Below are 19,705 nucleotides of genomic sequence, written 5' to 3' on the forward strand. Positions count from 1 at the left end.
AAGTTCCTCTTCGAAACCATGTCCGTTCCGAAAGGAAACTCACTGATGTCGCTGACCCGGTGGACCGAGGTCGACGCCTACTTCAACGCCCTGCTCACCCCCTCCGACCCGGCCCTGGACGCGGCGCTGGACCTCAGCGCGGCGGCCGGTCTGGCGCCGCACCAGGTGGCGCCCAACCAGGGCAAGCTGCTGCATCTGCTGACGAGGATCCGGGGCGCACGCAGGGTGCTGGAGATCGGCACCCTCGGCGGCTACAGCACCATCTGGCTGGCCACGGCCCTGCCCGCGGACGGACGGCTGATCTCCCTGGAGGCCGATCCGGGGTGCGCCGAGGTGGCTCGCGCCAATGTGGCGCGGGCGGGGCTGGCCGGGGTGGTCGACATCCGCACCGGACCGGCGCTGGACTCCCTCCCGCGGCTGGCCGAGGAGGGCGAGGGCCCCTTCGACGTGGTGTTCATCGACGCCGACAAGCCGAACAACCCCGGCTATCTCGACTGGGCGCTCCGGCTGACCCGTCCCGGCAGCCTGATCATCGGCGACAACGTGGTGCGGGACGGAGCGGTGGCCGACCCCTCCAGCACCGATCCGAACGTCCAGGGCGTACGGCGTTTCACCGAGCTGATGGCCCGGGAGCCGCGGCTGACGGCCACCGCGGTGCAGACGGTCGGCGAGAAGGGCTACGACGGTTTCGCGCTGGCCCTGGTCACCGGCTGACCGGGCGGCCCGGCGCCCGCGCCGGACGCCCGATGCCGGACAATGACCCGGTGATCGATGAAGGACTGAACGGCGCCCGGCACATCCTGGTGCTGCCCGACCGCGACGCGGCGGAGGAGGTCGCCGAGGCGCTGCCCGAGCGGTTCCGCGCCGCCCACGCACCCCAGTTGGTCCGGGACGCGCTGGCGGGCGAGGACGACGCCGAGGACGCCCAGTGGCTGGTCGTGGTCGAGGACCCGGCCGGGGAGCTGGACCCGGCGGCGCTGGCCGCGTTCGCGGAGGAGTACGAGGGCTGGCTCGAGGCTGAGTAACGCCCCGGGCCCACAAGCCCACGCCGCCCGGCGCCCGGACACCCGGCGGGCGATGTCGGCGGTCCGTGGGATGCTGGACCGCGATGGCCAGGAAGACGACGACCGACGATCCGCTCGCCCCCGTGACCCTCGCCGTGGGTCAGGAGGAGCTGCTGCTCGACCGCGCCGTGCAGCAGGTCGTGGCGGCCGCCCGCGCGGCCGACGCCGACACCGATGTGCGCGACCTCACCCCCGACGCGCTCCAGCCCGGCACCCTCGCCGAGCTCACCAGCCCCTCGCTCTTCGCCGAGCGCAAGGTGGTCGTGGTGCGGAACGCACAGGATCTCTCGGCCGACACCATCAAGGACGTGAAGGGCTATCTCGGCGCCCCCGCCGAGGAGATCACCCTCGTGTTGCTGCACGCGGGCGGAGCCAAGGGCAAGGGCCTGCTCGACGCGGCCCGCAAGGCCGGGGCGCGCGAGGTCGCGTGCCCCAAGATGACCAAGCCCGCCGACCGGCTGGCGTTCGTCCGGTCGGAGTTCCGCGGCACGGGGCGGTCGGCCACCCCGGAGGCGTGCCAGGCGCTGGTCGACGCCATCGGCAGTGATCTGCGCGAGCTGGCCAGTGCGGTGTCGCAGCTCGCCGCCGACGTCGAGGGCACCATCGACGAGGCCGTCGTCGCCCGCTACTACACGGGCCGCGCCGAGGCGTCCAGCTTCACCGTCGCCGACCGGGCCGTGGAAGGGCGGGCGGCCGAGGCGCTGGAGGCGCTGCGCTGGGCCGTGGCCACCGGAGTGGCCCCGGTGCTGATCACCAGCGCCCTGGCCCAGGGCGTACGTGCCATCGGCAAGCTGGCCTCGGCCCCGCGCGGGGCCCGCCCCGGCGATCTGGCCCGGGAGCTCGGGATGCCCCCGTGGAAGATCGACCGGGTCCGGCAGCAGATGCGCGGCTGGTCGGCGGACGGTGTGGCGGTCGCGCTGCGCGCGGTCGCCGAGGCGGACGCGGGGGTCAAGGGCGGCGGGGACGATCCGGAGTACGCCCTCGAGAAGGCCGTCGTGACCATCGCCCGCGCCGCCCGCTCAGGTCGCTCCTAGCGAAGGCGAATGCGCCCGCGAGGCGAGCGCCCCCGTGCGGGGGAACGCGCCCGCGAGGCGGAACGCGCCTGGGGAAGCGAACGCCCCCCTGAGTCGGAACGCCCCCGCGAGGCGGGCCCCGCCTACCCCTTCATCTTCTGGAGCGTCGCCTTGGCGCTCTTCTTCAGCAGGTCGATGGCCTCGTCGTTCGTCTTGCCCTTGGCGTCCGACGAGCTGGATACATACTCCGACCACGTCGACTGGTAGGTCATCCACCCGTCGCGGATCCCGAGGATCACATACGTCCCGCTGCTGGAGCTGGATTCGTTGGTCTGCGTCACCACGTACGCCTCGTCGCCGAGGCCGCCGACCGCCTTGACGTCATAGCCGTAGCTGGAGGACTTCCGGTCCTCGTAGGCCCGGTAGTTGGCCTCGAACTCGGGCTGCGGGTCGGTCTTCTTGTGCAGCAGCGCCGATGTGTAGAAGCGCAGCTCGGAGTAGTCGCCGCTGGACGCGCCGTCGGGCTTGAAGGTGATGTTGCAGTCCATCGAGTCCAGCGCCGGGTCCTGGGAGCTGCTGTGCGCCGGGTTGGAGCTCGAGCGGCTGTCCTCGCCGTCCGCCTTGTACCCCTCGTCCTCGAAGGTCTTGGTGTCGGTCGGGTCGCACAGGTCGTCCGTGTAGGTGTACCCGGCGAGATCGGCCTTCGGCTCGTCGTCGCCGCCGAACCCTCCGGTGGCCAGCAGGGCACCGGCCCAGACCGCCGAGGCGACGAGGGCCCCGCCGAGTCCCCACAGCCAGACCTTGGCGCCCGCGGGGCCGCCGCCCGAGCCGTTCGGAGGCATCACGGGCGGTATGCCCGTGGGCGCGCCCAGCTGCCCGTATCCGGCCATCGGCATGGCGGGCATCGTGGGCTGGGCGTAGGGGTTGGCGCCCTGCGGCTGGGGCTGCTGCGGTACGCCGTAGGCGCTGTGCTGAGGCTGCTGGGGCGGCTGAGGCTGCCCGTAAGGATTGGGTGTCTCCCCCGGTATCGACATGACGTGAACATACCCGAGAAAACCGGGAAAGCCCCTCGCTGTCCTGGGGAAAGGACGGCGGGGGGCTTCCGGTGGATTGCTGTGCGCCGCACCCGCGTGGCGAACGCAGGCCGCGTGCGGCGCGGTGCCGCAGTCAAGCTGTCGGCTGCCGGTCGGAGCGGGTGAGAGGGACCGCTTGGCCCGGACCGGCGGAGGGGGACGGTATACGCCCCGCAAGGGACGGTGTACGCCCCGAAAGGCTCAGCCCGGACGTCAGCCCTTGAGGGTGGCGACCTGCTGCGCGAGCGCCGACTTCTTGTTGGCGGCGTTGTTCTTGTGGAGCACGCCCTTGCTGACGGCCTTGTCCAGCTTGCGCGCGGCGGCGCGGGCGGCGGCGGTGGCCTTCTCGGCGTCACCGGCGGCCACGGCCTCACGGGTGCGGCGGATGGCGGTCTTCAGCTCGGACTTGACGGCCTTGTTGCGCTGACGGGCCTTCTCGTTCGTCTTGTTGCGCTTGATCTGGGACTTGATGTTCGCCACGTAAAGAGCCTTCGCAGGTTCGTTGGTTTTCGCTGGTGGTGTTGCGGTGCCCGCGGTCGCGCGAGGGCGGCACGAGACACAGTCGGCCAGGTTACCAGCAGGGTCTGTAGCGTCCCAAACCCGGAAGCGGTCGCCAGTCATGGGACCATGGACGGACTGACACAACCCCGATTACACCGAGTCCCGCCTAGACACAGGACCCTGCGTGCCCGCGACCCCTACCAATGTGCCGGAGCCGAGCCGTACCGACCCGGCTCTCATCCGTAACTTCTGCATCATCGCGCACATCGACCACGGCAAGTCGACGCTCGCCGACCGTATGCTCCAGCTGACCGGTGTGGTCGACCAGCGACAGATGCGTGCGCAGTACCTCGACCGCATGGACATCGAGCGCGAGCGCGGCATCACGATCAAGTCCCAGGCGGTCCGGCTGCCCTGGGCGCCCATGAAGGACGAGGGCGGGCCCGAGTCGGCCACCCACATCCTGAACATGATCGACACCCCCGGCCACGTGGACTTCACCTACGAGGTCTCGCGCTCGCTCGCGGCCTGCGAAGGCTGCATCCTGCTGGTCGACGCGGCACAGGGGATCGAGGCCCAGACCCTCGCCAACCTTTATCTGGCGATGGAGAACGACCTCACGATCATCCCGGTCCTCAACAAGATCGACCTCCCGGCCGCCCAGCCCGAGAAGTACGCCGCCGAGCTGGCCCACCTCATCGGCTGCGACCCGGCCGATGTGCTCAAGGTCTCGGCCAAGACCGGTGAGGGCGTCGCGGAGCTGCTGAACCGGGTCGTGGAGCTGGTTCCGGCCCCGGTCGGCGTCAAGGACACCCCCGCCCGCGCGATGATCTTCGACTCGGTCTATGACCCGTACCGGGGCGTCGTGACGTATGTGAAGGTCGTGGACGGCACGCTCAACAAGCGTGAGCGGATCAAGATGATGTCCACCGGCGCCGCGCACGAGCTGCTGGAGATCGGCACCAACTCACCCGAGATGACCCCCTCCGACGGGCTGTCCGTCGGCGAGGTGGGCTATCTGATCACGGGTGTGAAGGACGTCCGCCAGTCCAAGGTCGGCGATACGATCACCCAGTTCAGCAAGGGTGCCGAGGAGCCGCTGGGCGGCTACAAGGACCCCAAGCCGATGGTGTTCTCCGGGCTGTATCCGCTGGACGGCTCGGACTACCCGGAGCTGCGCGAGGCCTTGGACAAGCTCCAGCTGAACGACGCCGCGCTGGTCTACGAACCGGAGACCTCGGCCGCGCTCGGCTTCGGCTTCCGCGTCGGCTTCCTGGGGCTGCTGCACCTGGAGGTCATCCGTGAGCGCCTGGAGCGCGAATTCGGTCTCGACCTGATCGCCACCGCGCCCAATGTGGTTTACCGCGTGGACATGGAGGACGGTTCCGAGCACACGGTGACCAACCCCAGTGAGTTCCCGGTGGGCAAGATCGCCACGGTGCACGAGCCGGTGGTCCGGGGCACCATCCTCGCCCCGAGCGAGTTCATCGGCGCGATCATGGAGCTGTGCCAGAACCGCCGCGGTGTGCTGCTCGGGATGGACTACCTCTCCGAGGAGCGGGTCGAGATCCGCTACACCCTGCCCCTCGCCGAGGTCGTCTTCGACTTCTTCGACCAGCTGAAGTCCAAGACCCGCGGCTATGCCTCGCTGGACTACGAGCCCACCGGTGAGCAGACCTCCGACCTGGTCAAGGTCGACATCCTGCTGCACGGCGACAAGGTCGACGCCTTCTCCGCGATCACCCACAAGGACAAGGCGTACGCCTACGGCGTCCGGCTGGTCGCCAAGCTGCGCGAGCTCATCCCGCGGCAGAACTTCGAGGTGCCCATCCAGGCCGCCATCGGCTCCCGGGTCATCGCCCGTGAGACGGTCCGCGCCATCCGCAAGGACGTCCTCGCCAAGTGCTACGGCGGTGACATCTCGCGTAAGCGGAAGCTGCTGGAGAAGCAGAAGGAAGGCAAGAAGCGGATGAAGATGGTCGGCAGCGTGGAGGTCCCCCAGGAGGCGTTCATCGCGGTGCTGTCCTCCGACTCCGAGGGCGGGGACAGCAAGAGCAAGAAGTGACGCGAAACGAGTGATCAGCGGGCCTGGTGCGAAGGATGCGCCGGGCCCGTTGCCGTGGTGGCAGAGGTGCGGCCCGTCAGGGTGTGAAGGATGCGGCACACCATCCGTCGTCGTTTGAACAACGTGACCTGTAACCCCTTACGCGGTAAGGATTCGGCCCTTACGCTGATCACTGCTCGAAGGTTACTCGCGAGTCACCAAGCAATGAGGCTGGCCCCGGAGGATGCCGTGACCGACACACAGACTTTGCTCGAGAACCGGCCGCCGTCCCTGGCGACGCACTTCCTCCAGCGCGTCGAGACGACGCCTGACAAGGAGGCGTATCGCTATCCGGTACCGGCCGCCTCGGGTTCGGGCCCCGACGAATGGCGCCCCCTGACCTGGCGCGAAAGCGCGGATCGGGTCTTCGCCATCGCCGCCGGTCTGATGGGTCTGGGTATCCGGCCCGAGGAGCGGGTCGCCCTCGCCTCCGCCACCCGGGTCGAGTGGATCCTCGGCGACCTCGGGGTGCTCTGCGCGGGCGCCGCGACCACCACGGTCTATCCGAGCACCAACGCCGAGGAGACCGCGTTCATCCTGTCCGACTCCGGCAGCCGGGTGCTGATCGCCGAGGACGGTGCCCAGCTCGCCAAGGTGCGCGAGAAGCGCGAGGAACTGCCCGAGCTGGCCCATGTGGTGGTGATCAACGCCGATGACGCGGTCCCGGCCGCGGGCGACCCGGAGGGCTGGGTGCTCTCCCTCACCGAGTTGGAGAAGCGCGGTACGGCCTATCTGGAGCAGCACCCCGAGGCCGTACGGGAGCGGATCTCCGCGCTGCGCGCCGACCAGCTGGCCACGCTCATCTACACCTCCGGCACCACCGGCCGCCCCAAGGGCGTACGGCTGGCGCATGACTCCTGGTCGTACATGGCCATCGCGATCGGCAGTCTCGACGGGCTGCTCTATGCCGACGATGTGCAGTACCTGTGGCTGCCACTGGCGCATGTCTTCGGCAAGGTGCTGACCGCCGGGCAGATCTACGTCGGGCACACCACCGCCGTGGACGGCCGTGTCGACAAGATCATCGAAAATCTGCCGGTGGTCCGTCCGACCTATATGTGCGCCGTACCGCGGATCTTCGAGAAGGTCTACAACGGAGTGGCCGGCAAGGCGCGCGAGGGCGGCGCGGCCAAGTACAAGATCTTCCAGTGGGCGGCCGGGGTCGCCCGTGAATACGCCAAGACCTATCAGGACAACTTCCGCCGCACCGGCAACCCTTCGGTCCCGTTCGGTCTGAAGGCCCAGCACGCCATCGCCGACAAGCTCGTCTACACCAAGCTGCGCGAGGCGTTCGGCGGACAGCTGCGCGCCGCGGTGTCCGGCTCGGCCGCGCTCGCGCCCGAGATCGGCTACTTCTTCGCCGGCGCCGGGATCAACATCCTGGAGGGCTACGGCCTCACCGAGTCCAGCGCCGCCAGCTTCCTCAACCCGGTGGACTACCGCACCGGCACCGTCGGCAAGGCGTTCCCCGGTACCGAGGTGCGCTTCGGCGAGGACGGCGAGATCCTGCTGCGCGGCCCCGGCGTCATGCAGGGCTACCACGGGCTGCCGGAGCTGACCGCGCAGGTGCTGGAGTCCGACGGCTGGTTCCACACCGGTGACATCGGGGAGCTGTCGCCCGACGGCTATCTGCGGATCACCGACCGCAAGAAGGACCTGATCAAGACCTCGGGCGGCAAGTACGTGGCCCCAGCGGAGGTCGAGGGCCAGTTCAAGGGCGTCTGCCCGTTCGTCTCCAACATCCTGGTGCACGGCTCCGACCGCAACTACTGCACCGCCCTCATCGCGCTCGACGAGCCGACGATCATGGGCTGGGCCAAGGAGCACGGCATGGACGGGAAGTCCTACGCCGAGGTCGTCGCCACCGACGAGGTGCGGCAGCTGATCGACGGCTATGTGCAGCGGCTCAACGAGGGGTTGCAGCGCTGGCAGACCATCAAGAAGTTCCGGCTGCTGCCGCGCGATCTGGACGTGGAGCACGGTGAGTTGACGCCCAGCCTGAAGCTCAAGCGACCCGTGGTCGAGCGCGAGTACAAGGACCTGATCGACGACATGTACGCGGGATCCCGGGAGGCCTGACGGGGAGTCGACTGTGCCCGGGGCAACGGGCACAGGAATTTTCCGCTCATCGCGGCTCACTTGCGCAACTCGGCGCATATGAGGTCGGTCCGTCTGTCACGCTGTCCCTGCCGGTGCTGTCCGCGCCGGAAGCGGATGCGGATACGGCACTATGACGGAGCTTCTCAGGAGCCGCACAGTGGGGACGTCATCTTCTGCCATGTCTGGCGGGTCGGCCGAGGCCGGCGGGATGGCTGTACCGGTCGGGGGCGTGGGCCCCGTCCGGACCAGCGCGTCGGCCCGCGCCAGCCTGCCCGGCACACCCCTCGCGGCCTCCGCCGCGCGGCGGTTCGTCCGGGCCGCCCTCTCCGACTGGGCCGCCCTGGACGTCCCCGCCGCCGACCGGATCACCGAACGGGTCGGGGACGAGGCCGTCCTGCTGGTGAGCGAGCTGGTCACCAACGCGGTGGTGCACGCCGGTACCGCCGTCGAGCTCAGCTGTGCGCTGGACGTCCCCGGCCATGAGGGCGAACCGCCCTCGCTGGTCGTCGAGGTGACCGACCACCACCCCACCCGGGTGCTGCGCGGCGAATCCCCGTACGGGGAGGAGCCGGAGTACGCCGGGGGCCACGGGCTGCGGCTGGTGGCCGGGATCGCCGAGTCCTGGGGCACCACCTACCGGCGGACCAGCAAGACCGTGTGGTTCCAGCTGGCCGTCGCCGCGGACGCGGAGGACGGCCCGGCGGCCGTGGGGTTCGACGGGTTCGGCCGGGACGGCACCCGGCTCGCCGAGCGCGCGCTGCCGCGCGAGGCACACGCCGTCGAGCTGGTCGCCCCCGCGCCCCGGCGGGCGCCCGCCCGCCGCCATGACCCCGAGTGGGCCCGGCACGGCGCGCTGTCCTTCCTCGCCGAGGCGTCCGACATGCTCGCCGGGCAGTTCGACGAGGACCTGGTGACCTCACTCGCCGTCCAGCTGCTGGTGCCGCGGCTGGCCGACTGGTGCGCGGTGTGGCTCGACACCGCCGGCGGCCCGCCGCGGCTGGTGCGGGTCTGGCACGCCAGCGAGGGCCGCCTCGAGGAGCTGTGGCGGGTCCTGGAGAAGGAGCCGCCCCATCTGCCCGCCGCCGCGCGCGGCGGCGCCGTGGACTGGCCGTGGCCCGCCGACCCCGCCGCGTACGGACCCGGCGGCGCCGCCCTGGCCTGCCGCCTGATCGCGGGCGGACGGGCCGTGGGCACCCTGCTGCTGGGGCGGGCCGGGCTGGTGCGGATGCCCGGTGAGGTCGTCGGTCTGATCGAGGACTTCGCCCGCCGCGTCGCCCTGGCGCTGGCCTCCGCCCGCCGCTACACCCGGCAGGCGGACATCAGCCGGGTGCTCCAGCGCGGACTGCTGCCGTCCGGTATCCCGCGCATCCCCGGGCTGGAGTCGGCGGTCGTCTACGAGCCCACCGGCGAGATCTCCGCCGGGGGCGACTTCTACGACGTCTTCCCGGCCCGTGACGGCCGCTGGGGCTTCGTCCTGGGCGACGTCTGCGGCAACGGCCCGGAGGCGGCCGTGGTGACCGGCCTGGTGCGCCCCTGGCTGCGGCTGCTGGCCCGCGAGGGCTACGGCGTCGGGGAGGTCCTCGACCGGCTCAACCAGCTGCTCGGCGAGGAGGCGGTCGAAGCGGCGGTCGAGGGGGCCGCCGAGGCCGTCGTGGCGGGCGTGGAGGCGGCCGGGGTCGGCGTCGGCGTCGCGGAGCTGGTCGACGCCGGGCTCGTCGGCGCGGGATTGCCCCCGGGCGGCGGGACGGCCCGCTTCCTCTCCCTGCTGTACGGGGAGCTGGAGCCGCTGGGCAACGGTGACGGCGCCGGGGGCGGGGTCCGCTGCACCCTCGCCAGCGCGGGCCATCCGCTGCCCCTGGTGCTCCGCCCCGACGGCTCGGTGCGCACCGTCACCGCCCCGCAGATACTGCTCGGGGTGGTGGACGATGTCGCGTACGAGAGCGAAACGTTTGATCTGGCGCCCGGCGAAACGCTCCTGTGCGTGACGGACGGGGTGACCGAGCACCGCTCGGGCAGCCGCCAGTTCGACGACGAGGAGGGACTCGCGGCGGTCCTCGCGTCCTGCGCGGGGATGAGCGCGCGCGAGGTCGCGGAGCGGGTGCGGGAGGCGGTCCACGCGTTCGCGGCGGAGCCGCCGGACGACGATCTCGCGATGCTGGTACTGAAGGCACTCTAGGCCCCGGGCCCTGGACCCCGGCCCCTCCGCGCCGCCGGGCCCCGGCGGCGGCGTGGCCCCCGGCCCTGGGCTGGTCGGCCTCGCTCTTGGCGGGGTGCCCCGGCCCTGGGGGCGGTGGGCCCCGACGCCCTGATGTCCCCGGGCCGGGCGTGGTGGCCCCGGCGCCGCGGGGGTGGGCCTCGCTCCTGGGGCGGTGGTTCGCGTCGGCTGGAGCCGAGTCGGGTGGTTTGGCTTACGCCGTCTTCGGTCGCCCGGGCCGCTCCGCGGGGGTGGGCCCTGGGAGTCGGCGTGGTCGTCCCCCGTTCTGAGGCCCGGCTCTGGGGGACAAGCCTCGTCACCGGGTGGTGGGCCCCTGCGGGCCCGTGCCCGGGGGCGGTGGGCCCCGTGCCTTGGAGCCGTCGGAGCCCACTCGGGTCGTTTGGCTCGTGCCGTCTTCGGTCCTGGTCCTGGTCCTGGGGTGCCGTGCCGGGGTGCGTTTCCCGTCAGCTCAGGGCCCCGGGCCTGGGACTCGGGCGCCCCGGGGCCCCGGCGGCGGCGTGGTCGTCCCCCCGGCCCTGGGGGCCAGCCCCGTCCCGGGGTGGGGGCTCGGCGGCGCCCCCCCGTGGGCGGAACCGGGGCGGGTCCCGGACCCGCGGGGATGTCGGACAATGGGTCCCATGCCTTCCGTACTGCCCGATGGTGAGCCCATGCCCGAGGACGGTGCGCTGCCCCCTGGCGCGCTTGCCGGGGCCGGGCGGCGGCCGCTGGGCTTCTATCTGCATGTGCCCTACTGCGCCACGCGCTGCGGGTACTGCGACTTCAACACCTACACCGCCAGCGAACTGCGCGGCTCCGGCGGGGTGCTGGCCTCGCGGGACAACTACGCCGAGCAGGTCACCGAGGAGGTGCGGCTGGCGCGGAAGGTGCTGGGGGACGACCCGCGGCCGGTCGAGACCGTGTTCGTGGGCGGCGGTACGCCGACCCTGCTCGCCGCGGCCGACCTGGGCCGGATGCTCGCGGCGATCCGCGAGGAATTCGGACTGGCGGAGGGCGCCGAGATCACCACCGAGGCCAATCCGGAGTCGGTGGATCCGCGCTATCTGGCGGAGCTGCGCGAGGCCGGGTTCAACCGGATCTCGTTCGGGATGCAGAGCGCCCGGCAGCATGTGCTGAAGGTGCTGGACCGTACCCACACCCCCGGCCGCCCCGAGGCTTGTGTCGCCGAAGCGCGGGCGGCGGGCTTCGGCCATGTGAACCTGGACCTGATCTACGGCACCCCGGGCGAGAGCGACGACGACTGGCGGGCCACCCTGGAGGCCGCCCTCGGCGCCGGACCGGACCATGTCTCGGCCTATGCGCTGATCGTCGAGGAGGGCACCCAGCTGGCGCGCCGGATCCGCCGCGGCGAGGTGCCGATGACCGACGACGACGTCCACGCCGACCGCTACCTCATCGCCGAGGAGATGCTCTCGGCCGCTGGATTCCACTGGTACGAGGTCTCGAACTGGGCCACCTCGCCCGAGGGCCGCTGCCGCCACAACGAGCTGTACTGGCGCGGCGCCGACTGGTGGGGCGCGGGCCCCGGCGCCCACAGCCATGTGGGCGGGGTCCGCTGGTGGAACGTGAAGCACCCCGGCGCGTACGCCCAGGCCCTCGGCGAGGGCCGGTCGCCCGGCGCGGGCCGCGAGGTGCTGGCCGACGAGCAGCGCCGCGTCGAGCGCATCCTGCTGGAGTTGCGGCTCTCCGAAGGCTGCCCCCTGGACCTGCTCCGCCCGGCAGGCGCGTCGGCCGCGGCCCGGGCCCTGGAGGACGGCCTGCTGGCCCCCGAGCCGTACCGGCAGGGACGGGCCGTGCTCACGCTGCGCGGGCGGCTGCTGGCGGACGCTGTGGTGCGGGATCTGGTGGACTGATTTTCGAAGGGCGACGGTGGCAGGGGGTGCGGTAGTGATATGAGTACGCTGAGTGCGCGCTGGGAAAAGGGGGATCATCGCGATGACCGCTGTGGACGACCGGGTGGAGCTCATGGCCGATGACCGAGCGGACCATATGGCAAAGGCATTCGAGGATCTCGCGGTGCCTGAAGGGCTCAAGGCTGAGCTGATCCGGGGGGAAATTGTGATGATGGCTGGGCCCGACCGGGTCCATAACTGGATCGTCGAGTCGGTGATGGACCAGATTCCGCGAAAGCGATGGCATCGGTCCCAGACGCAGGACCTCGCGATCCCGGGCGAGTCCAGTGAGCCGCAGCCGGATCTTGTGGTCTACGAGCGAGGGGCGGTCGAGGGTCCGGGGCGTCTCGTTCCTGGTTCGGCGGTCACCATGGTCGTGGAAGTTGTCTCCAAGACCAGCGTGCGCCGTGACTACCAGGACAAGCGCTCGGTGTACGCGGCCGGACAGGTCCCCGCCTACCTGATCATCGACCCCATCGCCGCCAAGTGCGTCCTCCTTACCGAGCCCAAGGGAGCCGGTGAGGAGGCCGACTACTGGACGGAGCGGGCCAGCAAGTTCGGTGACCCGGTCACCATCGAGGCGCTGGACCTCACGCTGGAGACTGACGAGTTCCAGACACTCAGCTGACCCCCACCGTCACGAAATCGATCAGCTCCTCCACCCGGCCCAGGAGTTCGGGCCGCAGGTCCCTGTAGGAGCGGACCGAGGAGAGGATCGCTTGCCAGGCGGCGCCGGTGTTCTCCGGCCGGCCGAGGGCCCGGCAGACGCCCGTTTTCCAGTCCTGGCCGCGCGGTACCTCCGGCCAGGCGGGGATGCCCAGCGAGGACGGCTTCACGGCCTCCCAGATGTCGATGTAGGGGTGGCCGACGACCAGCACATGGTCACCGGTGACCTCGGCGGCGATCCGGGACTCCTTGGAGCCGGGCACCAGATGGTCGACCAGGACACCGAGCCGGGCGTCCGGGCCGGGCGCGAACTCCTGGACGATGGCGGGGAGATCGTCGACGCCCTCCAGGTATTCGACGACCACGCCCTCGATGCGCAGATCGTCGCCCCAGACGCGCTCGACCAGCTCCGCGTCATGGCGCCCCTCGACATAGATGCGCCCCGCGCGGGCCACTCTCGCCCGCGCGCCCGGTACGGCGAGGGAGCCGGAGGCCGTGAGCCGGGGCGCGGTGGGGGCCACCGCGCGCGGGCGCACCAGCGTGACAACGCGGCCCTCGAGCAGAAAGCCGCGCGGCTCCATCGGGAAGACGCGATGTTTGCCGAAGCGGTCCTCCAGAGTGACCGTCGGCCCCTGCGCGGTCTTCTCGCAGCGGATCACCGCCCCGCAGAACCCGGTGCTGACCTCCTCCACGACGAGGTCCGGTTCGGCGGGGACCTCCGGGGCGGGCTGCTGCCGCTTCCAGGGCGGGGTCAGGTCCGGGTTGTCGTATCGGCTGCGCACCCGCCAGACGATAGCCGTGTGACTAGCGGGACACGCCGAACCGCTCGGCCAGTTCAGCGCGCTGGATGCGGACGAACTCCGCGTCCACCACGGACCCGTGGCCCGGAACGTACCGCGCCTCCTCGCCGCCGAGCTCCAGCAGCCGGTCCAGGGCGGCCGGCCACCGCGCGGGGATCGCGTCGCGCCCCGCCTGCGGCGGACCGGACTCCTCCACCAGATCGCCGCAGAAGACCACCTCGGGCTGCCCGGGGACCAGTACCGCCAGGTCGTGGGCGGTATGCCCGGGGCCCACGTTCGCCAGCAGCACCGGCCGGTCGCCCAGGTCCAGGGTGAGCTCCCCGGAGACCAGGTGGTGGGGGAGGACCAGATGGTCGGCGGCCTCGGTGGCGGCGCCCCGGTCCACACCCTGCCGGATGGCCGACTCGCGCAGCTCCTCCCGCTCCGCGCGCAGCAGTTCGTCCAGGCCCGCGGCGCCGTACACCTCGCAGCCCGAGAAGGCGGCCGTGCCCAGGACATGGTCGAAGTGCGGATGGGTGAGCGCGATCCGGGTGGGGCGGCGCCCGGCGAGCCGGGTGATCTGGGTGCGCAGCGCGGCGCCGTCACGCAGCGTGGCACCGGTGTCCACGACGAGTACGTCCGTGCGTCCGACGACCACGCCGATGGTCTCGTCCCAGCCCGGCATCCGCAGCCTGGCGACCCCGGGGGCGATGGTCTCCCAGCCCGCCTCGTGCCACCGCGACTCTTCCCAACACGTCTCCATACCGAGACGCTAGCTCTCCGGGCGATAGCGTGGCGGGTCGTGCGGGCTCCGCCACACGGCGGCTCTTGCCCTGTCCACCGCCCCCCGCCGTACACTGGCGGAGGGGTTCTGGCACTCGTGACCGTTGAGTGCCAGGGGGACGACCTGAAGAGACCGCTGGACTGGAGGTGCGCGGGGTGCTCAGCGAACGCAGACTCGAAGTGCTGCGTGCCATTGTCCAGGACTATGTGGGGACCGAGGAGCCGGTCGGCTCCAAGGCGCTCACCGAGCGCCACCGGCTGGGGGTCTCCCCGGCCACGGTGCGCAATGACATGGCCGCGCTGGAGGACGAGGGCTTCATCGCGCAGCCGCACACCAGCGCCGGGCGTATCCCCACCGACAAGGGCTACCGCCTCTTCGTGGACAAGCTGGCCGGAGTGAAGCCGCTGTCCACGCCGGAGCGCCGGGCCATCCAGAACTTCCTGGACGGCGCGGTGGACCTGGATGACGTGGTGGGCCGCACCGTCCGGCTGCTGGCGCAGCTGACCCGGCAGGTCGCGGTGGTGCAGTATCCGTCGCTGACCCGTTCCACGGTGCGCCATGTGGAGCTGCTGCCGCTGGCCCCGGCCCGGGTGATGCTGGTGCTGATCACGGACACCGGCCGGGTCGAGCAGCGCATGGTGGACTGCCCGTCCCCGGTGGGCGAGGAGTCGCTCGCGGATCTGCGGGCCCGGCTCAACAGCCGTGTCGTGGGGCGGCGGTTCGCGGATGTGCCGCCGTTGGTGCAGGATCTTCCGGAGTCCTTCGAGCAGGAGGACCGGGGGACGGTCTCGACCGTGCTGGCGACCTTGCTCGAGACACTGGTGGAGGAGACCGAGGAGCGGCTGATGATCGGCGGCACCGCGAACCTCACACGTTTCGTGCATGATTTCCCCCTGACGATCCGGCCCGTTCTGGAGGCACTTGAGGAGCAGGTCGTCCTCCTCAAGTTGCTCGGCGAGGCCAAAGACTCGGGTATGACCGTGCGCATCGGGCATGAGAATGCTCACGAGGGACTGAATTCCACCTCGGTGGTCGCGGTCGGCTACGGTTCGGGCGACGAGGCCGTCGCCAAACTCGGCGTGGTCGGACCGACCCGCATGGACTACCCCGGAACGATGGGAGCGGTACGCGCAGTGGCACGTTACGTCGGACAGATCCTGGCGGAGTCGTAAGTGGCGACGGACTACTACGCAGTCCTGGGCGTGCGGCGTGATGCCTCGCAGGACGAGATCAAGAAGGCATTCCGTCGGCTCGCGCGTGAGCTGCACCCGGATGTGAATCCGGATCCGAAGACCCAGGAGCGGTTCAAGGAGATCAACGCCGCCTACGAGGTGCTGTCGGATCCGCAGAAGAAGCAGGTCTACGACCTCGGCGGGGACCCGATGTCCGGCGCGGCCGGAGGCGGCGGCGCCGGTGGCTTCGGCGCGGGCTTCGGCAACTTCTCCGACATCATGGACGCCTTCTTCGGCACCGCTTCGCAGCGCGGACCCCGGTCCCGCACCCGGCGCGGCCAGGACGCCATGATCCGTCTCGATGTGGAGCTCAGCGAGGCCGCGTTCGGGACCACCAAGGACATCCAGGTCGACACCGCGGTGGTGTGCACCACGTGCAGCGGTGAGGGCGCGGCGCCGGGCACCTCGGCGCAGACCTGTGACATGTGCCGCGGCCGCGGTGAGGTCTCGCAGGTCACCCGCTCCTTCCTGGGTCAGGTCATGACCTCGCGGCCGTGTCCGCAGTGCCAGGGCTTCGGCACCGTGGTGCCGACCCCGTGCCCGGAGTGTGCCGGTGACGGGCGGATCCGCTCGCGGCGCACCCTGACCGTGAAGATCCCGGCCGGTGTGGACAACGGCACCCGGATCCAGCTGGCGGGCGAGGGCGAGGTCGGCCCGGGCGGCGGCCCGGCGGGCGATCTGTATGTGGAGATCCACGAGGTCCCGCACCCGGTCTTCCAGCGCCGCGGCGACGATCTGCACTGCACGGTGACCATCCCCATGACGGCGGCGTCGCTCGGCACCAAGGTGCCGCTGGAGACGCTGGACGGCCTGGAGGAGGTCGACATCCGGCCCGGCACCCAGTCCGGCCAGTCGATCCCGCTGCACCAGCGCGGCGTCACCCACCTGCGGGGCGGTGGCCGGGGCGATCTGATCGTCCATGTCGAGGTGACCACCCCGACCAAGCTGGACGCGGAGCAGGAGGAGCTGCTGCGGCGCCTGGCCAAGCTGCGGGGCGAGGAGCGGCCGACCGGCGAGTTCAAGCCCGGGCAGCAGGGGCTGTTCTCGCGTCTGAAGGACGCGTTCAACGGGCGGTAGGCGTCCGGCCGGGGGTCCGGGGGTTGTCCCCCGGGGGACGTGGCCAAGCCCGGGCAGCAGGGGCTGTTCTCGCGTCTGAAGGACGCGTTCAACGGGCGGTAGGCGTCCGGCCCGGGACCAGCCGCAACGCCGGTGATCCGGTTGTCGGCCGGTGCGGAGCGCATGACACGATGTGGTCATGCCCTCCGCACTGACCGGCCTCTTCCGGTATCCGATCGCGCAGGCGCCGATGGCGGGCGGCGCTTCCTGCCCCCCGCTGGCCGCCGCCGTCTCCGCGGCCGGTGGCCTCGGTTCGCTCGCCGCCGGGTACAAGACCCCGGAGGCGATGTACGAAGAGATCAGACAGCTGCGGGGACTGACCGACCGGCCCTTCGGTGTCAATCTGTTCATGCCGCAGCCGCCCACCCCCTACCCGCTCGCCGTCGAGGTCTACGGCGAGCGGCTCGCGGGCGAGGTGACCCGGTACGCGACTCCGCTCGGCGACTCCGGCGCGAGCGTCGACGACGCGTACGAGGCGAAGCTGGCGATCCTGCTCGACGACCCGGTGCCGGTGGTCTCGTTCACCTTCGGCTGCCCCACCCGTGAGGTCCTGGACGCCCTGGCCAGGGCCGGTACGCGCACCGTCGTCACGGTGACCTCGCCGGTCGAGGCGCAGACCGCCGAGTGGGCGGGCGCCGACGCGCTCTGTGTGCAGGGCGTGGAGGCGGGCGGCCACCAGGGCGGCTTCAGCAATGACCCGGCCGAGGACGGCATGGGCGCCGCTTTCGGGCTGCTGTCGCTGATCGCGCTGGTCCGCGCGACCGTGCGGATCCCGGTGATCGCCGCGGGCGGGCTGATGCGCGGTGCGCAGATCGCGGCAGTGCTGGCCGCGGGCGCGAGCGCGGCCCAGCTGGGCACCGCGTTCCTGGTCACCCCCGAGTCGGGGGCCAACGCCCTGCACAAGGGCGCCATGACGGACCCGATGTTCGGCCGGACCGAGCTGACCCGTGCCTTCTCCGGGCGCCCCGCCCGGGGTCTGGTCAACCGATTCATCCGGGAGCACGGCCCGTACGCCCCGGCCGCCTACCCCCAGCTGCACCACCTCACCTCCGGGCTGCGCAAGGCCGCGGCCCAGCAGGGTGATCCGCAGGGCATGGCGCTGTGGGCCGGACAGGGCCACCGGCTGGCCCGTGAGCTGCCCGCCGGGCAGCTGGTGGAGACGCTGATGGCCGAACTGGACACGGCCCGGGCGGCGTTGCACGCCGAGGTGTCCGGCGGCGAGGCCCGGTGACCGCCCCGGTGTTCCTGGCCGACTCCCTTCAGGGAGCGGCCGCGGGGAGCCGGATCGCGCTGGAGGGGCCCGAGGGGCGGCATGCCGTCTCCGTACGGCGGCTGCGCGTCGGCGAACCCGTAGTGCTCACCGACGGCCGCGGCACGGGCGTCTCCGGCGCCGTGGCGGCCGTCGAGGGCAAGGACCGGCTGCTGGTGGAGGTGGCCGGGGTACGCCACGAGGAGCCGCCGAGCCCGCGGATCACCGTGGTACAGGCCCTTCCCAAGGGCGACCGCGGTGAGTTGGCCGTGGAGACCATGACCGAGACCGGTGTGGACGCCGTCGTGCCGTGGACCGCCGCGCGGTGCATCACCCAGTGGAAGGGCGAGCGCGGGCTGAAGGCGCTCGGCAAGTGGCGGGCGACCGCCCGCGAGGCGGGCAAACAGTCCCGCCGTCTGACCTTCCCCGAGGTCACGGACGCGATGACGACCAAGCAGGTTGCTCGACTTCTGGCCGACGCGGATTTCGCGGCCGTACTGCACGAGGAGGGCAGCGCCCCGCTGGCCATGGCACAACTGCCCGCCGCCGGTGAGATCGTGCTCGTCGTGGGTCCCGAAGGGGGAGTCTCCCCCGAGGAGTTGACGTCCTTCGAGGAGGCGGGCGCGGCACCGTACCGGCTGGGCCCGAGCGTGCTGCGCACCTCGACGGCCGGAACGGCGGCGGTCGCGCTGCTGCTGGGGCGTACCGGCCGCTGGGGCTGAACGGCCCCTCCGGGGCCGCTTCCAGGAGCCGCATCCGGGCGGGGCAGCGTGGCCGACGACGGTCTTCCGGTTGGCCGCGCGCAATGGGAACCTGTCCCCTATGGGGGCATTGAGCCATGTAAGGCAGCGGCCCGGGCGGCCGCTCCTGGCCGTCGCGGTATCGGTCGCGGCCGTCGTCGCGGTGACCGGATGCGACCGGAAGGACAACGGGGTCAGCTCCATCGTGGTCGCGGTCACCACCGACAAGGTCGCCTCCCGCGCCCTGGAGAAGGGTGGTGTCGACGTCCGCTGGATGACCTGCAACGCGGATCTGAAGGGCGGCCGCACGGCCGGTGCTTCGTCCTCGGGCGACCACAACCGCGAGCGGAACGAGGGCATCGGGATCGACGCGTCGGTCGACTGCCGTGGCGAGACCGAGAGCGACAAGGACATCAAGGTCTCCGGCAAGGTCACCTTCGTACGGAAGAACCAGTGTGTACGAGGCCACTTGACGGCGTCCGTGGACGGGCACCGGGCCTTCGAGGCGCGGGTGATCGGGGAGTGCGACGACGGCCGGGACGACGACCGGGGGTCCGGGCGCGACAAGGACCGGGGCAACGACCGGAACGACGGCCGGAACGACGACCGCGGGAGCCGGCGCCCCGAGCCGCACCAGAGCTATCCCCTGGACCACCGGACCGCACAGAGCACCCAGGGCAAGTAGGGGCGAGCGGGACAGGCGGGGACAAGCGGGCACAGGCAAAGGCGCAGGGCAAAGGGGATTCACACACACCGCCGGCGGAGCGTCCCGGTACCATCCGGACCGTACCAGCCGACGATCCGTGAGGAGCCACCGGTGGCGGGAGAACCGCAGGCCGACTGCCTGTTCTGCAAGATTGTCTCGGGGGAGGTGCCGGCCACCGTCGTCCGCGAGACCGACACCACGGTCGCCTTCCGCGACATCAACCCCCAGGCGCCGACCCATATTCTGGTGATCCCCAAGGTGCACTACCCGGACGCGGCCTCCCTCGCCATGGCCGAGCCGCAGATCACCGCCGATATACTGCGCGAGGCGGGCGTGGTCGCGGCCGAGGAGAAGATCGACGGCACGGGCTTCCGCGTGGTGTTCAACACCGGCTCCGGCGCCGGGCAGACCGTCTTCCACGCACACGCCCACGTCCTGGGCGGCCGCGGCCTCAACTGGCCCCCCGGATAGTCC

The 19,705-nt window shown here is 71.4% G+C and carries 18 protein-coding genes; 14 read left to right on the top strand and 4 right to left on the bottom strand.

All coding sequences use genetic code 11. The annotated features are described in order from the left end of the window. Positions 1–45 precede the first annotated feature (45 nt). The 3 genes from JK363_RS16235 to holA all read left to right on the top strand — a co-directional run bounded on the left by JK363_RS16235 (position 46) and on the right by holA (position 2,098). Entirely contained in the window at positions 46–714 is a 669-nt protein-coding gene (locus tag JK363_RS16235; RefSeq protein WP_201875601.1) for an O-methyltransferase, read from the top strand. 32 nt (positions 715–746) lie between these two features. Continuing rightward, the gene (locus JK363_RS16240) at positions 747–1,025 is read left to right on the top strand and encodes a hypothetical protein (protein ID WP_201875602.1); all 279 of its coding nucleotides are present in this window, start codon (positions 747–749) and stop codon (positions 1,023–1,025) included. A gap of 83 nt (positions 1,026–1,108) precedes the next feature. Next, entirely contained in the window at positions 1,109–2,098 is a 990-nt protein-coding gene (gene holA, locus JK363_RS16245) for a DNA polymerase III subunit delta (RefSeq protein WP_201875603.1), read from the top strand. A 122-nt stretch (positions 2,099–2,220) separates the two neighbouring features. Here holA and JK363_RS16250 read toward each other — a convergent pair whose 3' ends face one another. Beyond that, positions 2,221–3,111, bottom strand: coding sequence for a hypothetical protein (locus JK363_RS16250; RefSeq protein WP_236075825.1), 891 nt, complete (start codon positions 3,109–3,111; stop codon positions 2,221–2,223). Positions 3,112–3,363: 252 nt separating this feature from the next. Further along, complete coding sequence (gene rpsT / locus JK363_RS16255; RefSeq protein WP_201875604.1) at positions 3,364–3,630, bottom strand: 30S ribosomal protein S20; 267 nt, start codon at positions 3,628–3,630, stop codon at positions 3,364–3,366. A gap of 205 nt (positions 3,631–3,835) precedes the next feature. Here rpsT and lepA point away from each other — a divergent pair, with 205 nt between their 5' ends. The 5 genes from lepA to JK363_RS16280 all read left to right on the top strand — a co-directional run bounded on the left by lepA (position 3,836) and on the right by JK363_RS16280 (position 12,587). Continuing rightward, entirely contained in the window at positions 3,836–5,716 is a 1,881-nt protein-coding gene (gene lepA, locus JK363_RS16260) for a translation elongation factor 4 (protein ID WP_201875605.1), read from the top strand. A gap of 228 nt (positions 5,717–5,944) precedes the next feature. Continuing rightward, complete coding sequence (locus JK363_RS16265) at positions 5,945–7,834, top strand: AMP-dependent synthetase/ligase (protein ID WP_201875606.1); 1,890 nt, start codon at positions 5,945–5,947, stop codon at positions 7,832–7,834. A gap of 229 nt (positions 7,835–8,063) precedes the next feature. Further along, positions 8,064–10,031: a SpoIIE family protein phosphatase gene (locus JK363_RS16270; RefSeq protein ID WP_236075826.1), complete on the top strand. Its 1,968-nt coding sequence runs from the start codon at positions 8,064–8,066 to the stop codon at positions 10,029–10,031. 656 nt (positions 10,032–10,687) lie between these two features. After that, entirely contained in the window at positions 10,688–11,920 is a 1,233-nt protein-coding gene (hemW, locus tag JK363_RS16275; RefSeq protein ID WP_201875608.1) for a radical SAM family heme chaperone HemW, read from the top strand. Positions 11,921–12,002: 82 nt separating this feature from the next. Further along, on the top strand, positions 12,003–12,587 hold the full coding sequence (locus JK363_RS16280; RefSeq protein ID WP_201875609.1) for a Uma2 family endonuclease: 585 nt from the start codon (positions 12,003–12,005) through the stop codon (positions 12,585–12,587). Here JK363_RS16280 and JK363_RS16285 read toward each other — a convergent pair. After that, positions 12,580–13,407, bottom strand: a complete 828-nt coding sequence (locus JK363_RS16285; protein ID WP_201875610.1) for a DUF3097 domain-containing protein — start codon at positions 13,405–13,407, stop codon at positions 12,580–12,582. The genes JK363_RS16280 and JK363_RS16285 overlap by 8 nt on opposite strands. 22 nt (positions 13,408–13,429) lie before the next feature. Further along, complete coding sequence (locus JK363_RS16290) at positions 13,430–14,167, bottom strand: MBL fold metallo-hydrolase (protein WP_201875611.1); 738 nt, start codon at positions 14,165–14,167, stop codon at positions 13,430–13,432. Between the two features lie 176 nt (positions 14,168–14,343). Here JK363_RS16290 and hrcA point away from each other — a divergent pair, with 176 nt between their 5' ends. The 6 genes from hrcA (at position 14,344) to JK363_RS16320 (ending at position 19,702) form a co-directional block, all read left to right on the top strand. After that, a complete protein-coding gene (gene hrcA / locus JK363_RS16295) occupies positions 14,344–15,360 on the top strand; it encodes a heat-inducible transcriptional repressor HrcA (protein WP_201875612.1) in 1,017 nt (338 codons plus the stop codon). Beyond that, complete coding sequence (gene dnaJ, locus JK363_RS16300; protein ID WP_201875613.1) at positions 15,361–16,497, top strand: molecular chaperone DnaJ; 1,137 nt, start codon at positions 15,361–15,363, stop codon at positions 16,495–16,497. 178 nt (positions 16,498–16,675) lie between these two features. Beyond that, positions 16,676–17,767, top strand: coding sequence for a nitronate monooxygenase (locus JK363_RS16305; protein ID WP_201875614.1), 1,092 nt, complete (start codon positions 16,676–16,678; stop codon positions 17,765–17,767). Further along, a complete protein-coding gene (locus JK363_RS16310) occupies positions 17,764–18,507 on the top strand; it encodes a 16S rRNA (uracil(1498)-N(3))-methyltransferase (protein ID WP_201875615.1) in 744 nt (247 codons plus the stop codon). Before JK363_RS16305 ends, JK363_RS16310 begins: the two co-directional genes overlap by 4 nt. A gap of 100 nt (positions 18,508–18,607) precedes the next feature. After that, positions 18,608–19,210 (top strand): hypothetical protein, encoded by a 603-nt coding sequence (locus tag JK363_RS16315; protein ID WP_201875616.1) that lies wholly within the window; start codon positions 18,608–18,610, stop codon positions 19,208–19,210. A gap of 132 nt (positions 19,211–19,342) precedes the next feature. Further along, positions 19,343–19,702 carry a histidine triad nucleotide-binding protein gene (locus JK363_RS16320; RefSeq protein WP_201875617.1) on the top strand — a complete coding sequence of 120 codons (360 nt, stop codon included), beginning with the start codon at positions 19,343–19,345 and terminating at the stop codon, positions 19,700–19,702. Positions 19,703–19,705 lie beyond the last annotated feature (3 nt).

It is taken from the genome of Streptomyces coffeae, from assembly GCF_016741875.1.
Classification (GTDB): Bacteria; Actinomycetota; Actinomycetes; order Streptomycetales; family Streptomycetaceae; genus Streptomyces; species Streptomyces coffeae.